Raw genomic sequence first — 21,006 nt, forward strand, 5'->3', positions numbered from 1 at the left:
AGCGAGCGCAACTCGCGCTCGCGATGGGTCAGGTCGTGGGCAAATAGGCTTGGCCGCTCAGCCACAGGCGGATCGCGGTGCGGCTGGCTTCGAAATGCGGTTCCGGCAGGGCGTCTGGCGCGCACCAGCGCCATTCGGCGCACTTTTCAGGTTCTTTCAGCTCGGCGTCGCCGCCGGGATGATCCACCTGCAGGCAGACAGACACCGTGTGTTTGCCTTCGGCGCGCCAGGTTTGCAGATTGTTGCTGACGCCCACGAAGCGCGGCGGAGCGATGAGCAACCCGGTCTCTTCGGCGATTTCGCGCTGGGCGCACTGCTCGAAGGTTTCACCGGCCTCCAGATGCCCGCCGGGGATCGACCAAAAGGGTGCGTGCGGGCCGCAGCGTTTGCCCAACAAAATCTCGCCCTGCGGGTTGACGATGATCACCCCGACGCCCGTCACTACGTTCATGCTTTTCTCCGTCAGCAAAGTTTCAGCACAGTATGTCATTTTGCCCCCGGTGTGGGCCAATACGCCGGCGAAAGTGTGCGTAAGCTCAAAAATCTGTAATGGCAAAAGGGAGAAAGCTTGCTTTCGACTTGCGCTGCTTACACACTCCTTGAAACGTTTCAGCGTTATCCGACCGCTTGTGGCGAACGGGTCACGCTCCTTTTTCTCAATGAAGCTGAAACGATTCAATTCAGCAGGAGAGGAGAATCATGTTCCAGTTGTCACCGCAAGACATTCATCTGGGCGCCGCTGCCGACGGTAAGCAAGAGGCCATCCGCCAGGTGGCTGCCGCCCTGACCGAAGCCGGCTGCGTCAGCGCCGGTTACGTGGACGGCATGCTGCAGCGCGAACTGCAGACGTCCACCTACCTGGGCAACGGCATTGCCATTCCGCACGGCACCACCGATACCCGCGATCTGGTGCTGAAAACCGGCGTGCAGGTGTTCCAGTTCCCGCAGGGTATCGTCTGGGGCGAAGGCCAGACCGCCTATGTGGCGATCGGTATCGCCGCCCGCTCCGACGAGCATTTGGCGCTGCTGCGCCAGCTCACTCACGTGCTGAGCGATGACGGCGTGGCGGAACGGCTGGCGAAAACCACCTCCGCGGAAGAGCTGCGCGGCTTGCTGATGGGCGAACAGCAGAGCGCCGAATTCCAGTTCGACGTTTCGCTGATTGCGCTCGACGTCGCGGCCGACAGCCTGATGACGCTGCAGGCGCTGAACGCCGGCCGGCTGCAAAAGGTTGGCGCAGTCAACGCGCAGTTCGTCAGCGATGCCATCACCCGCAAGCCGCTGAACCTGGGGCAGGGCATCTGGCTGAGCGACAGCGTCGAAGGCAACCTGGCCAGCGCGGCCACCGTCAGCCGCCCGGCGCAGGTTTTCGTGGAAGACGGCGAGCCGGTGGCGCTGCTGCTGACGGTGTCGGTCGCCGATGCGCAGCCGCTGGCGGTGCTCAACTACCTCAGCGATCTGCTGCTGGCCAACAAAGCTGAACGCCTGCTGAAGGCGGATGCCGCCGGGGTGCTGGCGCTGCTGACCAGCGAAGTGGCCGAGGAGAGCAGCGTGCTGAGCGCCGAATTCGTGATCCGCAACGAGCACGGCCTGCACGCACGGCCGGGCACGGCGCTGGTCAACGTGATCAAAAGTTTCAACAGTGACATCACCGTCACCAACCTGGACGGCAGCGGTAAGCCGGCCAACGGGCGCAGCCTGATGAAGGTGGTGGCGCTGGGGGTGAAAAAAGGGCATCACCTGCGCTTTACCGCCAATGGAGAAGATGCTGAAGCCGCGCTGAAGGCGATCGGCGAAGCGATTAATGAAGGACTGGGCGAGGGCGCAGCATGAGCAGAAGAGTAGCAACGATCACCCTGAACCCGGCGTACGATCTGGTGGGCTTCTGCCCGCAGATCGAGCGCGGGGAAGTCAACCGGGTAAAAACCGCCGGCCTGCACGCCGCCGGCAAGGGCATCAACGTCGCCAAAGTGTTGAAGGATTTGGGCATCGACGTCACCGTCGGCGGTTTCCTGGGTAAAGACAATCAGGACGGTTTCCAGCTGCTGTTCAGCGATCTGGGGATCGCCAACCGCTTCCAGGTGGTGCCGGGCCGCACCCGCATCAACGTCAAGCTGACGGAAAAAGACGGTGAAGTGACCGACTTCAACTTCTCCGGTTTTGAAGTGACGCCGCAGGACTGGGATCGCTTCGTCAGCGACTCGCTGAGCTGGCTGGGCCAGTTCGACATGGTGGCGGTGAGCGGCAGCCTGCCGGCCGGCGTCGATCCCGAAGCCTTTACCGACTGGATGACCCAGCTGCGTGCCAAGTGCCCGTGCATCATTTTCGACAGCAGCCGCGAAGCGCTGGTCGCCGGGCTGAAGGCCTCGCCGTGGCTGGTGAAACCGAACCGCCGCGAGCTGGAAATCTGGGCCGGCCGTCCGCTGCCGACGCTGGCGGACGTGGTCGAGGCCGCGCATGCGCTGCGCGAGCAGGGCATCGCCCACGTGGTGATCTCCCTCGGCGCGGAAGGCGCGCTGTGGGTTAACGCCTCGGGCGCCTGGATCGCCAAACCGCCGTCCTGTGAGGTGGTCAGCACCGTGGGCGCCGGCGATTCGATGGTCGGCGGCCTGATTTACGGCCTGCTGATGCGCGAATCCAGCGAGCACACTCTGCGTCTGGCCACGGCGGTAGCGGCGCTGGCGGTCAGCCAGAGCAACGTCGGCGTGACCGATCGTCCCCAGTTGGCCGCGATGATGGCGCGCGTCGATCTGAAACCTTTCAATCAATAGCAGGAGGCAGAATGAAAACGCTGCTGATGGTAGACAGTTCGTTGGGGCAGGCCCGTGGCCACCTGGCGAAACGCATGCTGGAGGCCGCCGCGGCCAAAGCCGGCCTGACGCTGGTCGAGTCGGTGCAGGACGCCGAACTGGTGGCGGTGGCGGGGCAGTCTGCCCCCGCTGACGCCGGGCTGAACGGCAAATTGGTGTATGTGGGCGACGTAGAACAGGCGGTGCGGGAACCGGACGCTTTTCTGGCGCGCGCCAAGACCGAAGCTGAATCCTATCAGGCGCCGCAGGTGGCGGCGCCGGTGAAAGCCGCTGGGCAAAAACGCATCGTGGCGATCACCGCTTGCCCAACCGGCGTGGCGCACACCTTTATGGCGGCCGAAGCCATTGAAAGTGAAGCGAAAAAACGCGGCTGGTGGGTGAAGGTGGAAACGCGCGGCTCCGTCGGTGCCGGCAACGCCATCACCCCGGAAGAGGTGGCGGCGGCGGATCTGGTGATCGTTGCGGCGGACATCGAAGTGGATCTGGACAAGTTTGCCGGTAAGCCGATGTACCGCACTTCCACCGGGCTGGCGCTGAAGAAAACCGCCCAGGAACTGGACAAGGCGCTGGCCGAAGCGGAGGTGTTCCAGCCGCAGCAGCGCGGCGGCGCAGCGCCGGCGGCGAAAAAGAAAGAGGGCTCCGGCCCATATCGCCACCTGCTGACCGGCGTGTCCTACATGCTGCCGATGGTGGTGGCCGGCGGCCTGTGCATCGCGCTGTCGTTCGTGTTCGGCATCAAGGCGTTTGAAGTCAAAGGCACGTTGGCGGCGGCGCTGATGCAGATCGGCGGCGGCTCCGCCTTTGCGCTGATGGTGCCGGTATTGGCCGGTTTTATCGCCTTCTCCATCGCGGATCGTCCGGGCCTGACGCCGGGCCTGATCGGCGGCATGCTGGCGGTGAGCACCGGCGCCGGGTTCCTCGGCGGCATCATCGCCGGCTTCCTGGCGGGTTACGTCGCCAGGGCGATCAGCAGCAAGCTGCGCCTGCCGCAGAGTATGGAAGCGCTGAAGCCAATCTTGATCATTCCGCTGGTGGCCAGCCTGATCACCGGCCTCATCATGATTTACGTGGTCGGCACGCCGGTAGCGAAAATCATGGAAGGCCTGACGCATTGGCTGCAATCGCTGGGCACCGCCAATGCCGTGCTGCTGGGGGCTATCCTGGGCGGCATGATGTGTACCGACATGGGCGGCCCGGTGAACAAAGCGGCCTACGCCTTCGGCGTCGCGCTGCTCAGTTCCTCGGTGTATGCGCCGATGGCGGCGATCATGGCGGCGGGCATGGTGCCCCCGTTGGCGATGGGGCTGGCGACGCTGCTGGCGCGCCGCAAGTTCCCGAAATCCGAACAGGAAGGCGGCAAGGCAGCGCTGGTGCTGGGGCTGTGCTTCATCACCGAAGGGGCGATTCCGTTCGCCGCCCGCGACCCGATGCGCGTGTTGCCGTGCTGCATTGCCGGCGGGGCGCTGACCGGCGCCCTGTCGATGGCCTTCGGCGCCAAGCTGATGGCGCCGCACGGCGGGCTGTTCGTGCTGCTGATCCCGGGCGCGATTTCGCCGGTGTTGCTGTACCTGGTGGCGATCGCCGCCGGTACGCTGTTGGCGGGTGTGGCTTATGCCCTGCTGAAACGTGCTGAAGTGCCGGTTACCGCCGCGGCGTAAGCCTCGTCGATACCGCAAAACGCGCAGCCCCGAGCTGCGCGTTTTTGTTTGTGCCTTAGGCAGTCAGCACGATTTACCCCTGGCCAAAAATCACAGCGCTTTCTAAGCTGATGACGCGACTTTGTTCCTGCGAGCAAGCAATGACTCAAGGAGATTCATCCGTGGCTAAAAAAGTGGCGATCGTACTGGCATCCGGCTTCGCCGATTGGGAATACGCGCTGATTGCCGGCGTTGGCGGCCCGTTTTATGGGCTGGAGGTGGCGTTTTTTGCGCCGCAGGCTGGAAAGCTTTGTTCACAGGGCGGGCTGACGGTAGAGGTTGAAAAAAGCGTGGCCGAATTGGCGGATTGGCGCCCCGAGGTGCTGGTGGTGGTCGGCGGCACCCTGTGGGAAACCGAACGGGCGCCGGACATCAGCGCGTTGCTCAACGAGCAGTTTCAACGCGGCGCAACCCTGGCGGGCATTTGCGGGGGAACGTTGGCGTTGGCACGGGCCGGCCTGTTGAACGGCAGGGCGCATACCGCCAACGCTGCCGAGTTCTTGACGCGCCATGTTGAGGGCTACACCGGCCAGCGCCATTTCGTTGCGAGCGCCGCCGCCGTCGTGGATGACCGTGTCATTACGGCACCGGGATCGGCGCCGGTCAGTTTTACCGCCGGTGTGTTCAGGGCTGCGGGTTTGGATGAAGAAACGCTGCGTCAGTTCCGCGCCATGCTGGCGGCGGAGCACGCGGTGGGGGAAACCGCTCGCGCCTAGGCGAGCGGCCAGGGGAGGGTTACTGCTGCGCCTTCAGCCAGGCGATCTCTTCTGCCCAGATATCCGGGTTTACCGTCTCCAGAATCAGCGGGATATTGTCGAAACGCGGATCGCGCATGATGTAGCTGAACACCGTTTTGCCGATGTTGCCTTCCCCCAGGCTGTGGTGACGGTCGACGCGGCTGTTGAACTCGCTCTTGGCATCGTTCAGGTGCATGCCGCGCAGGTAGTTGAAACCGACGATGTCGCCAAGCTGCTTAAAAGTGCGCTCGCACTCTTCTTCGGTACGCAGATCGTATCCGGCGGCAAAGGCGTGGCAGGTGTCGATGCAAACGCCGACGCGGCTTTTGTCTTCCACGCCGTCGATGATCGCCGCCAGGTGCTCGAACTTGAAGCCCAGGTTGCTGCCCTGGCCGGCGGTGTTTTCGATCACCGCCGTCACACCGGCGGTTTTATCCAGCGCGATGTTGATCGATTCGGCGATGCGCGCCAGGCACTTGTCTTCATCGATTTGCAGCAGGTGGCTGCCGGGGTGGAAGTTCAACAGCGTCAGCCCCAGCTGTTCGCAGCGCTGCAGCTCGTCGATGAACGCCTCGCGCGATTTTTCCAACGCCTCGGCCACCGGGTGGCCCAGGTTGATCAGGTAGCTGTCGTGCGGCAGGATCTGCCCCGGCCCGAAGCCGTACTGGGCGCAGGCGCTCTTGAACTTATCGATCACGTCGGCAGCCAGCGGCGCGGCCTTCCATTGACGCTGATTTTTGGTGAACAGGGCGAACGCGGTCGCCTCCAATTCGTGCGCGCGGATCACCGCCTGATCCACGCCGCCTGACGCGCTGACATGTGCACCGACAAACTTCATCTTCATTCTCCTGTGTTATCGGTGACATTATGGCATTGATGGCGGGCGGAATAAATGCGGCCCGCCGAAGCGGGCCGCAGAAGGGAATGATTAGAGCCAGTGTTGCACCAGCTGGTTGATCGCGCCGCCGCCGACCAGTAGCCAGACGAACAGCAGCGTGGCCAGCAGAATCGGTTTCACCCCGGCCTGGCGCACGGCGCTGATGTGGGTGGTCAACCCCAATGCCGCCATCGCCATCGCCAGCATCCAGGTGTCGGCGGTGATCAGGTGGCGCACCAGCGTGGCCGGCAGCAGGTTGAAGGAGTTCAGCCCGGCGACGGCGATAAACAGCACGGCAAACCACGGAATGGTAATCGCGGATTTTTCCGCCTTGCCTGCGCTGCCGCGGCTGATGTAGCCCGACAGCAGCAGCAGGAACGGCGCCAGCATCATCACGCGGATCATCTTGGCGATCACCGCCGCATTTTCGGCGTCCGGCCCGATGGCATGCCCGGCAGCGACCACCTGAGCCACTTCGTGGATGGTGGAGCCGGCGTAGATGCCGAAAGTTTCCTGGCTGAACGGCAGCCATTGGAAGTGTTCATTCAACTGGTACAGCCACGGGTAGGCGAAGATTGCCAGGGTGCCGAACACCACCACGGTCGAGACCGCCACCGCCACTTTGCTGGAGTCGGCCTTCAGCACCGGCTCGGTGGCCATCACCGCCGCCGCGCCGCAAATGCTGCTGCCGGCGCCGATCAGCATCGCGGTCTGGCTGTCGATGCCGAACACCTTCTTGCCGAGCCAACAGGCCAGCAGGAAGGTGGTGGTCAGGGTCAGCGCATCGATAATGATGCCGCTGGCACCCACGTCGGCGATCTGCTGAAAGGTCAGGCGGAAGCCGTAAAGGATAATGCCCAGACGCAGCAGGCGTTGTTTGGCCAGCTGTACGCCGCCGTGACAAACGGTTTGCCAGCGGGGATACAGCGTGTTGCCCACCAGAATGCCGAACAGGATCGCCAGCGTCAGCGCCCCCAGGCCCAGCTCCGCCACCCAGGGAATATCGCCGGCCCAGACGGCCAGCGCGGTGAGCGCGCCGGTCAGCGCCAGCCCCGGCACCAGCCGCGGCAGGCCGAACAGCGGAAAGCGTCGCTCGGGATAAGTGTGAGTGGTATCAGTCGCCATAAAAGTCAGTCCTTCAGTCTGTTTCTTGCTGCTAAGAGTACGTTTGGGCTGAATAAAAGAGAAATTGATTATATATTTATAACCTATCTGAATAAGTGGTATTGAGTCAGGCATTGGCATACAGCCGCATTGCGGCTAGGGTGAGGAGGAGCGGCGAGCCGCCGTCAACTTTCCAACTGAACAGGAGCAGGCGATGGATACCGACGATCAACGCAGAGAGCAGATAGACCAGGAAGTGGGGCGCGCGGTGCGGCGTTTGATTGAAGAAAACAAGGTGGTCGATCGCGACCACCTGGTCGCGATGCTGCAATTAATACAGCGGGACGAAACCGGCACGCCGCGTGAGGCGGCGCTGGCTGAGGCGGCGCAGCTGATCGCCTTGGGCAAGTAGCGCGCTGAATTGGCCGTAAACGAGGTAGCCTCGCCGGGCTACCCACCACATATGTTGCGGTTCTCTGGCAGAACCGTCTTTCAATACCGGGACAGCTATGCATATCACGTTGCGTCAACTGGAAGTCTTCACCGAAGTGCTGAAAAGCGGTTCGACCACTCAGGCCTCGGTGGTACTGGCGCTGTCGCAGTCGGCGGTCAGTGCGGCGCTGGCGGATCTGGAAGGGCAGCTGGGCGTGCAGCTGTTCGATCGCGTCGGCAAACGGCTGGTGATCAACGAGCACGGCCGGTTGCTGTATCCCAAGGCGCTGGCGCTGCTGGAGCAGGCGGGGGAGATCGAGCAGCTGTTTCGTCATGACGGCGGGGCGCTGCGCATCGCCGCCAGCAGTACCATCGGCAACTACATGCTGCCGGAGATGATCGCCCGTTACCGCCGGGATTTTCCGGCTACGCCGCTGGAGCTGAACGTCGGCAACAGCCAGGACGTGATCGTGGCGGTGGCGGATTTTCGCGTCGATCTGGGGCTGATCGAAGGGCCTTGCCATATGCCGGAGCTGGTGACTCAGCCGTGGCTGGAGGACGAGCTGGTGGTGTTCGCCGCGCCGGACAACCCGCTGACCCGCGAGCCGCCAACGCTGGAGGCGCTGGCCAATGCGCCGTGGATCCTGCGTGAGCGCGGTTCGGGCACCCGCGAGGTGCTGGATCATCTGCTGTTGGCGCACCTGCCGCACTTCCAACTGGTGATGGAGCTCGGCAACTCGGAGGCGATCAAGCACGCGGTGCGGCATGGTATCGGCATCAGCTGCCTGTCGCGGCGGGTGGTGGCGGAACAGTTGGCCAGCGGCGCGCTGGTGGAACTGGCGGTGCCGCTGCCGCCGCTGCGGCGCACCCTGTACCTGATCCGCCATCGGCAAAAGCACATTTCCAACGCGTTGCAGCGTTTTCTCAGCTATTGCGCGTTGTAATCGACAGCGCGTCACGTCCTCTGCTGCCGCGCAGACAGGAAAAAGCATAAAAACCTGCGCGCGCTCACATTAATGAGAGTAAGTAAGGCCATAAGGGCCGCGGCTAATAATTGCCTCTGAATTATGAAGCTATCTTATATCAGTGCAATGTTGCTAGTTCACCGGCGGGTATTTGTTACAATCCGCCCTCATTTTTTAAAGAGCAGATAGGGTACGAATGGCTCAGCAGGATATAAAAACATCGGGGCAGCAAGCACCCGGATTGCGCCGTGAGCTGAAAGCCCGGCATTTGACCATGATCGCCATCGGCGGCTCCATCGGCACCGGCCTGTTCGTTGCCTCGGGCGCCACGGTTTCTCAGGCAGGCCCCGGTGGGGCGCTGCTGTCATACGCTCTGATCGGTTTGATGGTGTACTTCCTGATGACCAGCCTGGGCGAACTGGCGGCTTTTATGCCGGTCTCCGGTTCATTCTCCACTTACGGCGCCAAATACGTAGAAGAAGGCTTCGGCTTCGCGCTGGGCTGGAACTACTGGTACAACTGGGCGGTGACCATCGCCGTTGACCTGGTGGCCTCGCAGTTGGTGATGAACTACTGGTTCCCGGACACCCCCGGCTGGATCTGGAGCGCACTGTTCCTCGGCCTTATGTTCCTGCTGAACTACATTTCGGTGAAAGGGTTCGGCGAGGCAGAATACTGGTTCGCGTTGATCAAGGTCAGCACCGTGATTATCTTCATCGCCGTCGGCGTGCTGATGATCGTCGGTATTCTGAAGGGCGGCGAGCACGCCGGCTGGCAGAACTGGATGGTAGGAGACGCGCCGTTCGCCGGTGGCTTCTCGGCGATGATTGGCGTGGCGATGATCGTCGGCTTCTCGTTCCAGGGCACCGAGCTCATCGGCATCGCGGCCGGCGAATCGGAGAATCCGGGTAAAAACATCCCGCGCGCGGTGCGCCAGGTGTTCTGGCGTATCCTGCTGTTCTATATCTTCGCCATTCTGATCATCAGCCTGATCATTCCATACACCGATCCGAGCCTGCTGCGCAACGACGTGAAAGATATCAGCGTCAGCCCGTTCACCCTGGTGTTCCAGCATGCCGGCCTGCTGTCGGCGGCGGCGGTGATGAACGCGGTGATCCTGACGGCGGTGCTGTCGGCCGGTAACTCGGGCATGTATGCATCGACCCGCATGTTGTACACCCTGGCTTCGGAAGGCAAGGCGCCGCGCATTTTCGCCAAGCTGTCGAAAGGCGGCGTGCCGCGTAACGCGCTGTATGCGACCTGCGTGGTGGCCGGCCTGTGCTTCCTGACGTCAATGTTCGGCAACCAGTCGGTTTATCTGTGGCTGTTGAATACCTCGGGCATGACCGGTTTCATCGCCTGGTTGGGCATCGCCATCAGCCACTACCGTTTCCGCCGCGGTTACATGCTGCAGGGCCGCGATCTGAACGATTTGCCGTACCGTTCCGGGTTCTTCCCGCTGGGGCCGATCTTCGCCTTCGTGCTGTGTCTGATCATTACCCTGGGCCAGAACTATCAGGCCTTCCTGCAAGACAAGATAGACTGGTACGGCGTGACCGCGACCTACATCGGCATTCCGCTGTTCCTGCTGATTTGGTTCGGTTACAAGCTGTCGCGCGGCACCCGCGTCGTGAAGTACAGCGAAATGGAATTCCCGAAGATGGACGTGAAGTAATTTTCGGTGAGTGAGACGCGGCGGGGGGCTCCCGCCGCGTGTGGTTTACTTTTTCCCGCCTTTGGCTTCCGCCAGCGCCTGCTGCGCCGAACTCATCAAATCTTCCACCGTCGCATAATCCTGCGTCAGCGCCAAAATACCGGCGTTGAGCTGCATGTTCACCTCGCCGAACGCGCCAAAGTCGTAGGGCGCCTCCAGCGGCGGCACGATGCGCGCCAGGAACTCGCTTTCCGCGCCGTAAGGCAGATCGTGCACTAGAATCAGAAACAGGCCGCCGGTGTAGCGGCAGACGTAGTCACTGGGGCGGAGCAGCGTCTTGAGGCGCTCACCGACGGTGCGCAGCACGTCATCGCCGATCTGGACGCCGTGGCTTTGGTAAAGCGCCGCCAGCGGGCCGAATTCAAGAATGAACAGATGGGAGATCGTCTGTGCCGCTGCGGGGCGGCAGATGCTGCGCATCACTACCTCGCCGCCCGCGCGGTTGAGGAAGCCGGTCAGGCGATCGCGGTGGGACGCCTGCTGCTTCTCCCAGGCCAGCGTGACGTGCTGTACCCGCTGACGGTGGTAGCGCGCGATCATGCCATGGGCCAGCACCAGCCACAGCGGCGCGAGGTCCGCCAGGACAAACAGGTTTTGCACGCGCGACAGCGGCGCCGCCAGCAGGTAGGGCAGCGTCAGCGCGATCACCTCAAGCAGCGCGAAGCGCGGCGCGGCGGCATGGCGCTGCATCAGCCAGCAGGCCAGGGTGGTGATCGTCAGACCGGCGAACAGGATCAGCACGAAGCGGCCCGAGAGCATCGCCAGCGCGGCGCTGGCGCCAACCAGCAGCGCCCACAGCAACACCGTCACCAGCATGGCGTTCGGCCAGGTGGATTGTTGCCGCTGCGCCAACCCGGCGCGCCCGGCGGTCAACAGCAGCAACAGCAGCAGCAGAACGATACCGACCAGCCGCTGGTTCAGCCAGGCGTACCCTACCAACAGCGCCGCCGGCCCCACGGCATTCAGCCAGGGAGTGAGAGGAGAGGGCGTCAGCGTGAGCCGCAGCTGGCGTTGAAACGGCTCGTCGTCGGCGTGCAGTGGGCTGTGCAACAGCCAGTTCAGCAGCGCCGGGCGTTTGGGCGTTACCGCCGGAGATGGACTTCTCATTACAGCCTCGTCAATAAGGCCGCTCTTGCGGCGGCCTGAAGGTTTTTTTGCACGCGCGGTGCTGTGGTTTGGATTCTATGTGGTTTTGTCGTTATTTGTCAGAGTCTGGTCGGATCAGGAATAACTTTCAGAATAATGAACCTTATGGCCGCTGGCGGGGGTAAGCGTGGTGCTTTGAAAAATGGCGTGTAAAAACAAATTGTTACATTTCTATAACGCTGTTTTCACCTATTGATATGATTGATAAGTATTATCGTTTGCTTTATTGTGGACGGCTGCGCGCAGGCTGTCGCCGCGCGCTTTCCGGTTTACGGCGGACGCCTTCGCGCCGCTGTCATGATGGTTGTAACAGGTATCTTAACGAATGAGCGTATCCACCGATCCCATGACCGACGCCAAGGGGCAACCCAACGCCGGCGTGATGGGGCGTTATCAGCATATTCTTCGCCATCGCCTGTTGATGATGGGCGTGTTGGCACTGGCGATCCTGGGCTCGCTGCTGTTGGATTTCACCATGGGGCCGTCCGGGCTGTCGCTGTCGTCCTTATGGCAAACGCTGCTTGACCCCGCCGCGGCCGATGCCGGCACGCGGGTCATCGTCTGGGACATCCGCTTGCCTTACGCGCTGATGGCGGTGGTGGTGGGTTTTGCGCTCGGCCTGGCCGGGGCGGAAATGCAGACCATCCTGAATAACCCGCTGGCCAGCCCCTTCACCCTCGGCGTGTCATCCGCCGCGGCCTTTGGCGCCGCGCTGGCGATCGTGCTCGGCATCGGCATTCCGGGCATTCCCGATCAGTGGTTCATCTCCGCCAACGCCTTTATCTTTGCGCTGTTCGCCGCGCTGATGCTCGACGGCATCACGCGCTGGACGCGGGTCGCCACCTCCGGTGTGGTGCTGTTCGGCATTGCGCTGGTGTTTACCTTCAACGCGCTGGTATCGATGATGCAGTTCATCGCCAGCGAGGACACGCTGCAGGGGCTGGTGTTCTGGACCATGGGCAGCCTGGCGCGCGCCTCGTGGGACAAGTTGGGCATTTTGTTCGGGGTGTTCGCCGTGCTGCTGCCGCTGTCGATGATGAGCTCGTGGAAACTGACCGCGCTGCGTCTGGGTGAAGACCGGGCGGTGAGCTTCGGCATCGACGTGCGCCGTCTGCGGCTGACCACGCTGCTGCGCATCAGCATTCTCTCGGCGCTGGCGGTGGCCTTTGTCGGGCCGATCGGTTTTATCGGCCTGGTGGCGCCGCACATCGCCCGCATGATCTTCGGCGAAGATCACCGTTTCTATCTGCCGGCCAGCGCGCTGATTGGCGCGCTGGTGCTGTCGATGGCCTCGGTGGCGTCGAAAAATCTGGTGCCTGGGGTGATCATTCCGGTGGGCATCGTCACGTCGCTGGTCGGGGTGCCGTTCTTCCTGAGCATTATTCTGCGCCACCGGGGGAACGTATGAGTCAGGGCTTGCGAATAGAACACTTCTCGGCGGGCTACCCGAAGCGCCAGGTGATCGACGATCTCTCGGTGCCGATGCTGCCGCGCGGGCAAATCACCGTGCTGCTGGGGCCGAACGGCAGCGGAAAATCGACGCTGCTGCGCTCGCTGGCCGGGCTGAACCCGGCGCAGGGCAAGCTGTGGCTGGACGACGGCGATCTGATGCAGATGCCGTTCGCCCGTCGGGCGGAGAAAGTGGTGTACCTGCCGCAGTCGCTGCCCGCCGGGGTGCATCTGCACGTGCTGGAGTCGATCATCGTGGCGCAGCGCGCCTCGGGCGGCCGCAGCAACGCCGGCAGCGAAGCCGAAGTGATGGCCTTGCTGGAGCAACTGGGCATCGCCCACCTGGCGCTGAGCTATCTCGATCAGCTGTCCGGCGGCCAGAAACAGTTGGTGGGATTGGCGCAGTCGCTGATCCGTCAGCCCTCGCTGCTGTTGCTGGATGAGCCGCTGAGCGCGCTCGATCTTAACTACCAGTTCCACGTGATGGATTTGGTGCGCCGCGAAACCCGCAAGCGCAATATCGTGACGGTGGTGGTGGTGCATGACATCAACATCGCGCTGCGTCACGGCGACCACGTGCTGATGCTGCAGGATGGCGATCTGATCGCCGACGGTGCGCCGGATCAGGTGATTACGCCACAGAGCCTGGCGCGGGTCTACGGCGTGCGCGGGCGTATCGAACGCTGCTCGCAGGGCACGCCGCAGGTGCTGATAGACGGTCTGGTGAACCAGCCGACGATTTAATCCAAGAAAAAGTTTCTTTTTCACATAATGCCGCTCACTTAAGCCCGAGTGGCATTTTTTTATCCAGCCTCTGGGCGTTCTGTGCAGGGGAATTGCCGTAAATGCCCCGAATTTCTCTGTTACCACAATGAACGGCAATTGGAGGGGCCGAAGGCGCGGCCCCTCCACCCGCGCCTTCGCTTAACACCGACTGTCCGCTGTGCGGATACCCTCGCCGCGTCTGCATTGTCGGGCGGGTCGGCTGCGACAAACATCCCTGTTAGTCTCGCCTCAACCGGCCTTCCCTGGCCGGTTGCCCCTGACAACGCTGTCTTGCTCGGCAGCCGGTGATGCGCGCCAAAGGTCAACACCCGTGCGGGCAGCTACCGGGAAATCTGTCGCTTATGAGGTTGTGGTAGAGAAGTTGGAGATGAGCACGGTGTTGGGTGCCCTCGAAGACGCCGAACACAGGCATAGCGCATTAGGAGAAACCGCCATGGACGGCGGTTTCAGGTGAGACAGGCAGGGACGCCTGTCGCAACCGGCCTCAATGCGGTATGGCGGAGAGAGGACAAATCTGCCTGGAGCAGATTTGAACGCTGCTTGCAGCGGCCCCGAAGGGGCGAGGCCCAGGGATGGGCTGAGTAACGTTGGCAAAGCCAACCGTCTGACAGGGCAAAGGCGCGGGTTGCCAGGGGCCGCGCCTTCGGCCCCTGGCTCGGTCGAGGTGCGTGAGCCACCTGGGGCATCTCACTTTTATCGACCGAAAATTTCACGAAAGCCTGCATAAAAACGCTAACTGACCAGCATTACGGCATCGCCGGGCTTTCTTTATCGTGCTGCGTGATTCAGCGCCTCGCTCACGCGTTCGACGACGTGCTGGGCGGTGACGATGCCGCCGGACAGGTAAACCTCGGCCGCCGGCAGGTAAACCACCTGGCCTTTTTTCACCGCCGTGGTTTTCTTCAGCGCGGTGCCGGTGAGGATCTTCTGCGGTGCCACCGCGTTCGGCCGTCCGGTCGCGGCGTCTCTGTCGATAACGAACAGCCAGTCCGGGTTCAGTTTGGCCACCTGCTCAGGCGTCAGCTTGTTGCCGCGTACGTCTTTTTCGTCGGACTGCAGCGCGGACGAGAAGCCGAGAGCGTCATAGACGAAGCTGAAACGGCTCTTGGGCGCATAAGCGCTGATCTTGCCGCCGGAGAACAGCACCACCAGCCCACGCCCGGCCTGAGCGGCCTGCGGTTTGACCGCCGCGATCTGCGCATCCAGCTTATCGATCGCCGCCTGCGCCTGCTGCTGCTTATCGAACAGCTCGCCCAGCTGCAGCGTGCGCTGTTTCAGGCTGCCCAACTGATCCTGCGGATCGACGGACATGTTCAGCGTTGGCGCCAGCGCGTTCAGCTCGTCATAGGCTTTGGACGCCCGGCCGGCGATCAGGATCAGATCCGGCTTGGCGGCGCGAAGCACGGCCATATCCGGCTCGAACAGGGTGCCGGCATTGAGGTATTTGTCATCCTGATAGCGCTTCAGGCTATCCGGCAAGTTCTTGCGGTTGCCGGGCAGCGCCAGCGGCTCGACGCCCAGGAGCTGCAGCGTTTCCAGCGAGGCGTAATCCAGCACCACGATGCGCTGCGGGTGCTTTTTCACCTCGGTGCTGCCGTTCAGGTGCTGGACGTTGACGGTGGCCGGGGTACCGGCTACCGGCGTATCGGTTTTGCTGTGGCAACCCGCCAGCGCCATCGCGGCCAGCAGGGCGATCATCAGGGGGGAGCGGCGTAATTTCATGAAGCTTCCTCACGAAGATGGAATGAAAAGGGCGCGCAGCGCGCGCCCGGGGGCATCAGAAGTTATAGGTCATGCCGACGGTGTAACGGCGGCCGTCCAGCGTGGTGTTGTAGTGGTCGTAATCCACGGTCTTGTCGAGGATGTTGTAGACCCCGCCGGTCAGCTGCAGGTTTTTCGCCGCTTGGTAGCTCAGGCCCGCATCGACGAAGGTGTAGGACGGCGTGCTCTTGGCCATCGAGGTGCGGCTCAGGTAGTCAGAGGTGCGGCTGCGGAAGTTAACGCGCGACCACAGGCTGAGGTCCTGCGTGGCACGCCAGTCCAGCACGGTGTTCAGCATGTGCTTCGGCATCTGGTTGAGCGCCTTGCCCTGGAACTCGCCGCTCTTCTGTTCGGAAGCGGTGTAGGTGTAGTTGGTGTTCCACTTCCAGTCTTTGTTGATCTGCCAGCCGAAGGTGGCTTCTACGCCGCGCATATTGGCTTTGTCGACGTTGACGCGATCGCTGATAAAGTCGTAGGACGTGCCGCCGATGGTGCAATCCGGCGTGTCTTCGCAGCGGCGCACTTCGGTGATTTTGTCTTTAAAGTCGGTGTTGAAGACCGTCACGCCGGCGTTAACGCCTTTCAGGCTATCCCACATCAGGCCGATTTCTTCGCTCAGGCTCTTCTCTGGCTGCAAATCCGGGTTACCGACGATGATGCCTTTACGCACGCCGCCGCCGGTGACCTGCCCCCAGTTAGGGGAGGATTGGCGCAGATCCGGCGATTTGTAACCGGCGGAGACGCCGCCTTTCAGCGTCCACTGTTCGGTCAGGTGCCAGACACCGTACATGCGCGGGGTCCAGTGGCTGCCGAAGTTTTCATCCTGATCCATGCGGATGCCGCTGGTCAGGCTGAAGTCGTTGGTCAGCGCCCATTCGTCTTCAGCGAACAATGCCCAGCTCCAGCGCGTCAGCTTGCTGAGACCTTGAGCCGATTCAAGCTGGTTGCCGCCGTCGCCCAGTTTTTCATAGCGGTATTGGCCGCCGAGGTTCAGCATGTGGGAACCCAGCTCGAACTGGTTCTGGGTGTTGAAGATGGTGTTGTAGGCCTTCATGTTACGGCCCGGGTTACCGGTTTCTTCGCGCTGCACGTAGCTGGTGGAGTTGCCGAAGTCATAATAGCCGTTGTGGGTCAGCGAGTAGTTGGTGCGCGTATACAGGCTTTCGCTGCGGGACGTCGGCGAGCATTTGCCTTTGCTGCAGCGCTCCGCCACCACCGATTTGCCCGGCGTGCTGTTGCGATCCTGCAGCGAACGGCCGATTTCGAAGTCGAATTCGTTTTTCTCGTCCGGCGTCAGGGTGAACACCGCGGTGCCGCTGCGCATGCGCTGTTCGTTGTAACCGTTGACGATTTTATCTTCCGCGCGGCGCGACAGCAGGCCGTTGACCCGCACGCCGAGCAGGCCTTCAATCAGCGGGCCGGAGGCGTAGGCGTTGGTCTGGAACAGATCGCCGGAATCGCGGTTTTCCTGAAGGGTGGCGTCGCCGTGCAGCGAGCCTTTCCACTCGGTGCGGGAAGTCTTGCGGGTGATGACGTTGATCACGCCGCCCATGGCGTCGGAACCGTACAGCGAAGACATCGGCCCGCGCACCACTTCGATGCGCTCGATGGCTTCCATCGGCGGCAACCAGCCCTGTTCGATGCCGGCGTTGTCGCTGTTCGGACGGGTACCGCGGGTGTCGACGCGCTTGCCGTCCACCAGGATCAGCGTGTATTTGGAAGACATGCCGCGGATGCTGATGTCACTGCTGCTGGCGCCGCCGGTGACCACCACGCCCGGCACGTCTTTCAGTGCGTCGGTCACGTCGCGATAGGCCTTGTCTTCGATCTGCTGGCGCGGTATCACCGAGATGGAAGCGGCGGAGTCCTGAATTTTTTGCTGGAAACCGGAGGCGGTGACGACCATGGTGTCCTGGGTGTCGTCCTGCGGCGCGGCCAGCGCGGCGGTGGCGCTGAGTGAGGCGATCACCAGAACGGCGAGCTTGCTGTAACGTGGCGTTTCCATGAGGTAAACCTTTCCTGGATTGAAGTGAAAGTAATTAACCAATTGAATTTCTAATGAAATTATTCATCGTTCGCTGAGAAATACTTCGCTTCGTCAGCGTTGCGTGAGGGTATTGTAAGGATTTTTTACTGAATGTAAACGCTAATGATAATTCATATCATTTGTATGCTGGTTTTACTGACGTGAAAGGGTAACCGGATGAATTAAAGGGAAAAGCGGCGCAGCGAGCGTGCGCCGGGGAGAATCAGCGTTTCTGGATGTAGGTGATGGCCAGCGCCAGCGCCAGCACCAGACCTTTGATAATGTCCATGGCGTAGTAGGGCACCGACAGCATCACCAGGCCGTTTTGCAGCACGCCGAGGATCACCGCGCCGATCAGGGTGCCGAGCGCATTGGGTTTACCGGCCCCGGCCAGCGAGAAGCCGATATAGGCCGCCGCCACCGCATCCATCAGATAGCCGCCGCCGGCGTTGACCTGCGAAGAGCCGATACGTGACGCCAGCAAAATGCCGCCAAGCGCTGCCAGCCAAGAAGAAATGACGTAAGCGGCAACCCTGTAACGTACGGTGCGGATGCCCGACAGGCGCGCCGCTTCAGGGTTGCCGCCGATGGCATACATGCGGCGGCCATGCTTGGTCAACGACAGGAACAGCTGCACCGCCACGGTGACCGCCAGCATGATCAGCACGATCACCGGCACCTGGCCGAGGGCGGAAAACACTTCCGGGATCAGGCCTTCCGCCATGTCGCCATTCGGCAGCACCATGTTTTGGGTGATGGAACCGCCGTAGCTGTAGGTCATCGCCACGCCCTGGATCACGAACAGGCTGGCCAGCGTCGCCAGCATATCGGGGATTTTTAGCACCACGATCAGCAGGGCGTTGAACAGACCGACCAGCGTGCACAGCAGCAGCGTCACCACGATGGCGCCGGTGGTGTCGAAACCGTGCCAGACGAACAGCGAAATCACCAGCGCGTTGGCCAGCGAGGCGGTCGAGCCGACCGACAGATCGAAACCGCCGACCGACAGCGAGACAGAGACGCCGATAGCGATCACCGTCACGATGGCGATCGAACGCAGGATATTGATGATGTTGTTGGCATCGAGGAAGTTGTCCGACGCCAGGCCGAACAGGGCGATCAGCGCCGCGACGGTCAGCAGCATACCCCATTTGTAGAGGAAATCGAACAGCTGTTGACGCCAGGGCAGCGCAGGCCGCAGGGCTAATTCTTTACTCACGCAGGGGTTCCTCCGGTGGAATAGAGCAATAAGGTTACTTCGTCGATGTCGGCGGCGTTCAACTCCGCCACGATGCGGCCGTCCCACAGCACGCAGATGCGATCGCACAGGCCAATCAGCTCGGCGAACTCGCCGGAGGCGTAAATCACGCCTTTGCCGGCGCGCGCCAGGCCGTCGATCAGGCCAAACAGCTCCTGCTTGGCCTTGATGTCCACGCCCTTGGTCGGTTCATCGAAGATCAGCACCTCGGCGTCGCCGCGCAGCCATTTGCCGATCGCCACTTTTTGTTGATTGCCGCCGGACAGGCGCGCCAGCCGCTGTTGCGGGCCCGAGGCGCGAATGTTCAGGCGCTGCATGATCTCGCGCGCCCAGCGCAGCTCTTGCCGCCGGCTGAACAGGCTCCAGCGCGAAAAGCTGTCGTCGGCGCTGACGCTCAGGTTCATCGGGATCGCCTCATCGATGAAAATGCCTTCTTTGCGGCGTTCCTCCGGTACCAGCGCCAGCCCCTGTTCGACCGAGAGATGCGGCGCGCGCGGCGCCCAGGGCTGCCCGCGCAGTTCGCCGCGCTCGAGCTGCACGGCGCTGGCGCCGAACAATGCCTTGCACAGCTCGGTTTTGCCGGCCCCGGCCAGCCCGGCGATGCCGAGGATCTCGCCCTCATGCAACCGCAGCGAAACGTCGCGCAGCTTGTGGCGATCGCGCAAGCCTTGCACCTGCAGCAGCGTTCGCTCGGCGTGCGGCGGGCGCGGCGGCGGGAAAATGTCGTCCAGCCGATGGCCGAGCATCTTTTCGACGATCTGTTCGCCGCTCAGCCCGCGCATGGCGTCCTCGCTGACGCGTCGGCCGTCGCGCAGCACCGTCAGCCGATCGCAAATGTCGCTCAGTTCGTGGATGCGGTGGGAAATGAACACGATGCCGATGCCTTCGGATTGCAGGCGGCGCACCACGTTAAACAGGCGCTCGCTCTCGGCGCGATCGAGCGGCGCGGTCGGTTCGTCGAGCACCAGAAAACGGCAGCGGTGCGACAGCGCGCGCGCCAGCAGCACCTGCTGTTTTTCCGCCAGCGTGCAGTCTGCCAGCCGCCTGCGCGGGTTGAGCGGCAGCGCCCATTGCTGCAGCAACTGCGCAGCGCGGCGGTGCAGCTCCGCCCAGTTCAGCCAGTGGCCCGGCTCGTTCAGCCAGTCCAGCATGATATTCTCCGCCACCGACAGCGTGGGGATCAGCGCGACGTCGACCTCCTGCTGCACCACGTGAATACCGTGACGGCGTGCCTGCAGCGGGGAGTGAATCGCCACCGCCTGGCCGTCTATCAGGATCTCGCCGCGATAATGATCGTGGGCGCCGGAGAGGATCGCCATCAGCGTCGATTTGCCCGCGCCGTTGGCGCCGACCAGCGCGTGGATTGAGCCGCCCTGCAGCGTGAAGTCCACGTCCTGCAGCGCGTTGAAGCCGGCGAAGGCGATCGAGATATTGCGCATCTCGAGGCGTGAAGGCGTTGCGGTTGACATTGCGTAATAAGGCCGTTTAGATGTTTAGATGGCTGTTTTGCTCTGTTGTAACACAGATTGCGCCGTTGGCAACCAACAAAATGGCATAACGGTGATGAAAAACGTGGGGAGGCTGGGGCGCAGCCCGCGTCAGGCTGCGCCGGTGCGAGAAGCGGTCAGAAGGTGGTGGGGGTGTGTGCGCTGACGATGCGGCAGATGCGCGCCGAGGTATTGCTGAAGCTGTGCGGGATGCCGGTGTTGATGGCGTAACTCTGGCCGGCGGTCAGGCAGTAGCTTTGGCCGTTGATGGTCAGCACGATCTCGCCCTCCAGCAGGGTACCGATCTCTTCGCCCTGGTGCTTGATCTTTTCGCCGGTGGTGGTGCCGGGCTGGTAGGTTTCCAGCATCATCGCCAGATTGCGCGTCGGACTGCCGTTGTGCACCAGCTTCATCGACACCCCCTGGCTGCCGATCTCAATCAGATCCTCCGCGTCGATCACCACGCGCGGTTCGTCGGCGGCTTCCGGTTCGGCAAAGAATTCAGACAGCGACAGGCCATACACCTTCAGCAGCTTTTGCAGCGTGCTGATGGCCGGGCTGACCTTATCCTGTTCGATGGTGCTGATCGCACTGTGGGTTAACCCGGACAGTTCGGCGACCCGGCGCTGCGACAAACCCAATTGCTGACGGATCTGCGACAGGCGTTTGCCCGGTGCCAAGCTGGCTTCGCTCATAGCGGTACTTCCTTCTGGTAGGGGCGACAGGCAGACATGAATATCGCTATCGAGCGCCTGTC

18 protein-coding genes are annotated in these 21,006 nt (G+C 62.3%); 9 read left to right on the forward strand and 9 right to left on the reverse strand.

The features are described from left to right. Window positions 1-28 precede the first annotated feature (28 nt). On the reverse strand, window positions 29-451 hold the full coding sequence (locus ACYF6X_RS03885; RefSeq protein ID WP_130018598.1) for a nucleotide triphosphate diphosphatase NUDT15: 423 nt from the start codon (window positions 449-451) through the stop codon (window positions 29-31). Window positions 452-699: 248 nt separating this feature from the next. Here ACYF6X_RS03885 and fruB point away from each other — a divergent pair, with 248 nt between their 5' ends. The 4 genes from fruB to ACYF6X_RS03905 all read left to right on the forward strand — a co-directional run bounded on the left by fruB (window position 700) and on the right by ACYF6X_RS03905 (window position 5,223). After that, window positions 700-1,833, forward strand: coding sequence for a fused PTS fructose transporter subunit IIA/HPr protein (gene fruB, locus ACYF6X_RS03890; RefSeq protein WP_063989310.1), 1,134 nt, complete (start codon window positions 700-702; stop codon window positions 1,831-1,833). Further along, a complete protein-coding gene (fruK, locus tag ACYF6X_RS03895; RefSeq protein ID WP_063989309.1) occupies window positions 1,830-2,771 on the forward strand; it encodes a 1-phosphofructokinase in 942 nt (313 codons plus the stop codon). The genes fruB and fruK overlap by 4 nt, the downstream gene beginning before the upstream one ends. Window positions 2,772-2,782: 11 nt before the next feature. Further along, window positions 2,783-4,468, forward strand: a complete 1,686-nt coding sequence (gene fruA / locus ACYF6X_RS03900; protein WP_107226538.1) for a PTS fructose transporter subunit IIBC — start codon at window positions 2,783-2,785, stop codon at window positions 4,466-4,468. Between the two features lie 161 nt (window positions 4,469-4,629). Continuing rightward, window positions 4,630-5,223, forward strand: coding sequence for a DJ-1/PfpI family protein (locus ACYF6X_RS03905; RefSeq protein ID WP_130018597.1), 594 nt, complete (start codon window positions 4,630-4,632; stop codon window positions 5,221-5,223). A 19-nt stretch (window positions 5,224-5,242) separates the two neighbouring features. On the opposite strand, the gene nfo is transcribed toward ACYF6X_RS03905, so the two are convergent. Together nfo and ACYF6X_RS03915 are read right to left on the reverse strand one after the other, a co-directional pair. Continuing rightward, window positions 5,243-6,082: a deoxyribonuclease IV gene (gene nfo, locus ACYF6X_RS03910; RefSeq protein ID WP_016926988.1), complete on the reverse strand. Its 840-nt coding sequence runs from the start codon at window positions 6,080-6,082 to the stop codon at window positions 5,243-5,245. A 90-nt stretch (window positions 6,083-6,172) separates the two neighbouring features. Next, on the reverse strand, window positions 6,173-7,246 hold the full coding sequence (locus ACYF6X_RS03915; RefSeq protein WP_063989306.1) for a YeiH family putative sulfate export transporter: 1,074 nt from the start codon (window positions 7,244-7,246) through the stop codon (window positions 6,173-6,175). Between the two features lie 193 nt (window positions 7,247-7,439). On the opposite strand from ACYF6X_RS03915, the gene ACYF6X_RS03920 reads away from it, so the two are divergent. From ACYF6X_RS03920 to ACYF6X_RS03930, 3 genes are all read left to right on the forward strand, one after another. After that, on the forward strand, window positions 7,440-7,637 hold the full coding sequence (locus ACYF6X_RS03920) for a hypothetical protein (RefSeq protein ID WP_063989305.1): 198 nt from the start codon (window positions 7,440-7,442) through the stop codon (window positions 7,635-7,637). Window positions 7,638-7,734: 97 nt separating this feature from the next. Continuing rightward, window positions 7,735-8,601: a DNA-binding transcriptional regulator YeiE gene (yieE, locus tag ACYF6X_RS03925; RefSeq protein ID WP_107226535.1), complete on the forward strand. Its 867-nt coding sequence runs from the start codon at window positions 7,735-7,737 to the stop codon at window positions 8,599-8,601. 217 nt (window positions 8,602-8,818) lie between these two features. Further along, window positions 8,819-10,297, forward strand: coding sequence for an amino acid permease (locus ACYF6X_RS03930; protein WP_460925140.1), 1,479 nt, complete (start codon window positions 8,819-8,821; stop codon window positions 10,295-10,297). A 45-nt stretch (window positions 10,298-10,342) separates the two neighbouring features. On the opposite strand, the gene ACYF6X_RS03935 is transcribed toward ACYF6X_RS03930, so the two are convergent. Further along, window positions 10,343-11,443: a GGDEF domain-containing protein gene (locus tag ACYF6X_RS03935; protein WP_130018596.1), complete on the reverse strand. Its 1,101-nt coding sequence runs from the start codon at window positions 11,441-11,443 to the stop codon at window positions 10,343-10,345. A 364-nt stretch (window positions 11,444-11,807) separates the two neighbouring features. On the opposite strand from ACYF6X_RS03935, the gene ACYF6X_RS03940 reads away from it, so the two are divergent. Beyond that, entirely contained in the window at window positions 11,808-12,890 is a 1,083-nt protein-coding gene (locus ACYF6X_RS03940) for a FecCD family ABC transporter permease (RefSeq protein ID WP_031300718.1), read from the forward strand. Then, window positions 12,887-13,675 (forward strand): ABC transporter ATP-binding protein, encoded by a 789-nt coding sequence (locus ACYF6X_RS03945; protein WP_033647994.1) that lies wholly within the window; start codon window positions 12,887-12,889, stop codon window positions 13,673-13,675. The genes ACYF6X_RS03940 and ACYF6X_RS03945 overlap by 4 nt, the downstream gene beginning before the upstream one ends. Window positions 13,676-14,485: 810 nt before the next feature. On the opposite strand, the gene ACYF6X_RS03950 is transcribed toward ACYF6X_RS03945, so the two are convergent. From ACYF6X_RS03950 to puuR, 5 genes are all read right to left on the reverse strand, one after another. Beyond that, window positions 14,486-15,439, reverse strand: coding sequence for a siderophore ABC transporter substrate-binding protein (locus ACYF6X_RS03950; RefSeq protein WP_130018594.1), 954 nt, complete (start codon window positions 15,437-15,439; stop codon window positions 14,486-14,488). A gap of 55 nt (window positions 15,440-15,494) precedes the next feature. Further along, the gene (locus tag ACYF6X_RS03955) at window positions 15,495-17,483 is read right to left on the reverse strand and encodes a ligand-gated channel protein (protein ID WP_130018593.1); all 1,989 of its coding nucleotides are present in this window, start codon (window positions 17,481-17,483) and stop codon (window positions 15,495-15,497) included. 244 nt (window positions 17,484-17,727) lie between these two features. After that, window positions 17,728-18,723: an ABC transporter permease gene (locus ACYF6X_RS03960; protein WP_107226532.1), complete on the reverse strand. Its 996-nt coding sequence runs from the start codon at window positions 18,721-18,723 to the stop codon at window positions 17,728-17,730. Further along, a complete protein-coding gene (locus tag ACYF6X_RS03965) occupies window positions 18,720-20,231 on the reverse strand; it encodes a sugar ABC transporter ATP-binding protein (protein WP_130018592.1) in 1,512 nt (503 codons plus the stop codon). The genes ACYF6X_RS03960 and ACYF6X_RS03965 overlap by 4 nt, the downstream gene beginning before the upstream one ends. Before the next feature lie 155 nt (window positions 20,232-20,386). Further along, a complete protein-coding gene (gene puuR, locus ACYF6X_RS03970) occupies window positions 20,387-20,944 on the reverse strand; it encodes an HTH-type transcriptional regulator PuuR (RefSeq protein WP_038877865.1) in 558 nt (185 codons plus the stop codon). Window positions 20,945-21,006 lie beyond the last annotated feature (62 nt).

This window comes from Serratia sp. ID 25-353 (assembly GCF_054792795.1).

Coding starts and splice junctions, on each gene's coding strand:
- yieE (WP_107226535.1), top strand. CDS start 7,735: ATGCATATCACGTTGCGTCAACTGGAAGTCTTCACCGAAGTGCTGAAA.
- ACYF6X_RS03935 (WP_130018596.1), bottom strand. CDS start 11,443: ATGAGAAGTCCATCTCCGGCGGTAACGCCCAAACGCCCGGCGCTGCTG.
- nfo (WP_016926988.1), bottom strand. CDS start 6,082: ATGAAGTTTGTCGGTGCACATGTCAGCGCGTCAGGCGGCGTGGATCAG.
- ACYF6X_RS03940 (WP_031300718.1), top strand. CDS start 11,808: ATGAGCGTATCCACCGATCCCATGACCGACGCCAAGGGGCAACCCAAC.
- ACYF6X_RS03915 (WP_063989306.1), bottom strand. CDS start 7,246: ATGGCGACTGATACCACTCACACTTATCCCGAGCGACGCTTTCCGCTG.
- ACYF6X_RS03955 (WP_130018593.1), bottom strand. CDS start 17,483: ATGGAAACGCCACGTTACAGCAAGCTCGCCGTTCTGGTGATCGCCTCA.
- ACYF6X_RS03945 (WP_033647994.1), top strand. CDS start 12,887: ATGAGTCAGGGCTTGCGAATAGAACACTTCTCGGCGGGCTACCCGAAG.
- ACYF6X_RS03930 (WP_460925140.1), top strand. CDS start 8,819: ATGGCTCAGCAGGATATAAAAACATCGGGGCAGCAAGCACCCGGATTG.
- ACYF6X_RS03965 (WP_130018592.1), bottom strand. CDS start 20,231: ATGTCAACCGCAACGCCTTCACGCCTCGAGATGCGCAATATCTCGATC.
- puuR (WP_038877865.1), bottom strand. CDS start 20,944: ATGAGCGAAGCCAGCTTGGCACCGGGCAAACGCCTGTCGCAGATCCGT.
- ACYF6X_RS03950 (WP_130018594.1), bottom strand. CDS start 15,439: ATGAAATTACGCCGCTCCCCCCTGATGATCGCCCTGCTGGCCGCGATG.
- ACYF6X_RS03885 (WP_130018598.1), bottom strand. CDS start 451: ATGAACGTAGTGACGGGCGTCGGGGTGATCATCGTCAACCCGCAGGGC.
- ACYF6X_RS03920 (WP_063989305.1), top strand. CDS start 7,440: ATGGATACCGACGATCAACGCAGAGAGCAGATAGACCAGGAAGTGGGG.
- fruK (WP_063989309.1), top strand. CDS start 1,830: ATGAGCAGAAGAGTAGCAACGATCACCCTGAACCCGGCGTACGATCTG.
- fruB (WP_063989310.1), top strand. CDS start 700: ATGTTCCAGTTGTCACCGCAAGACATTCATCTGGGCGCCGCTGCCGAC.
- fruA (WP_107226538.1), top strand. CDS start 2,783: ATGAAAACGCTGCTGATGGTAGACAGTTCGTTGGGGCAGGCCCGTGGC.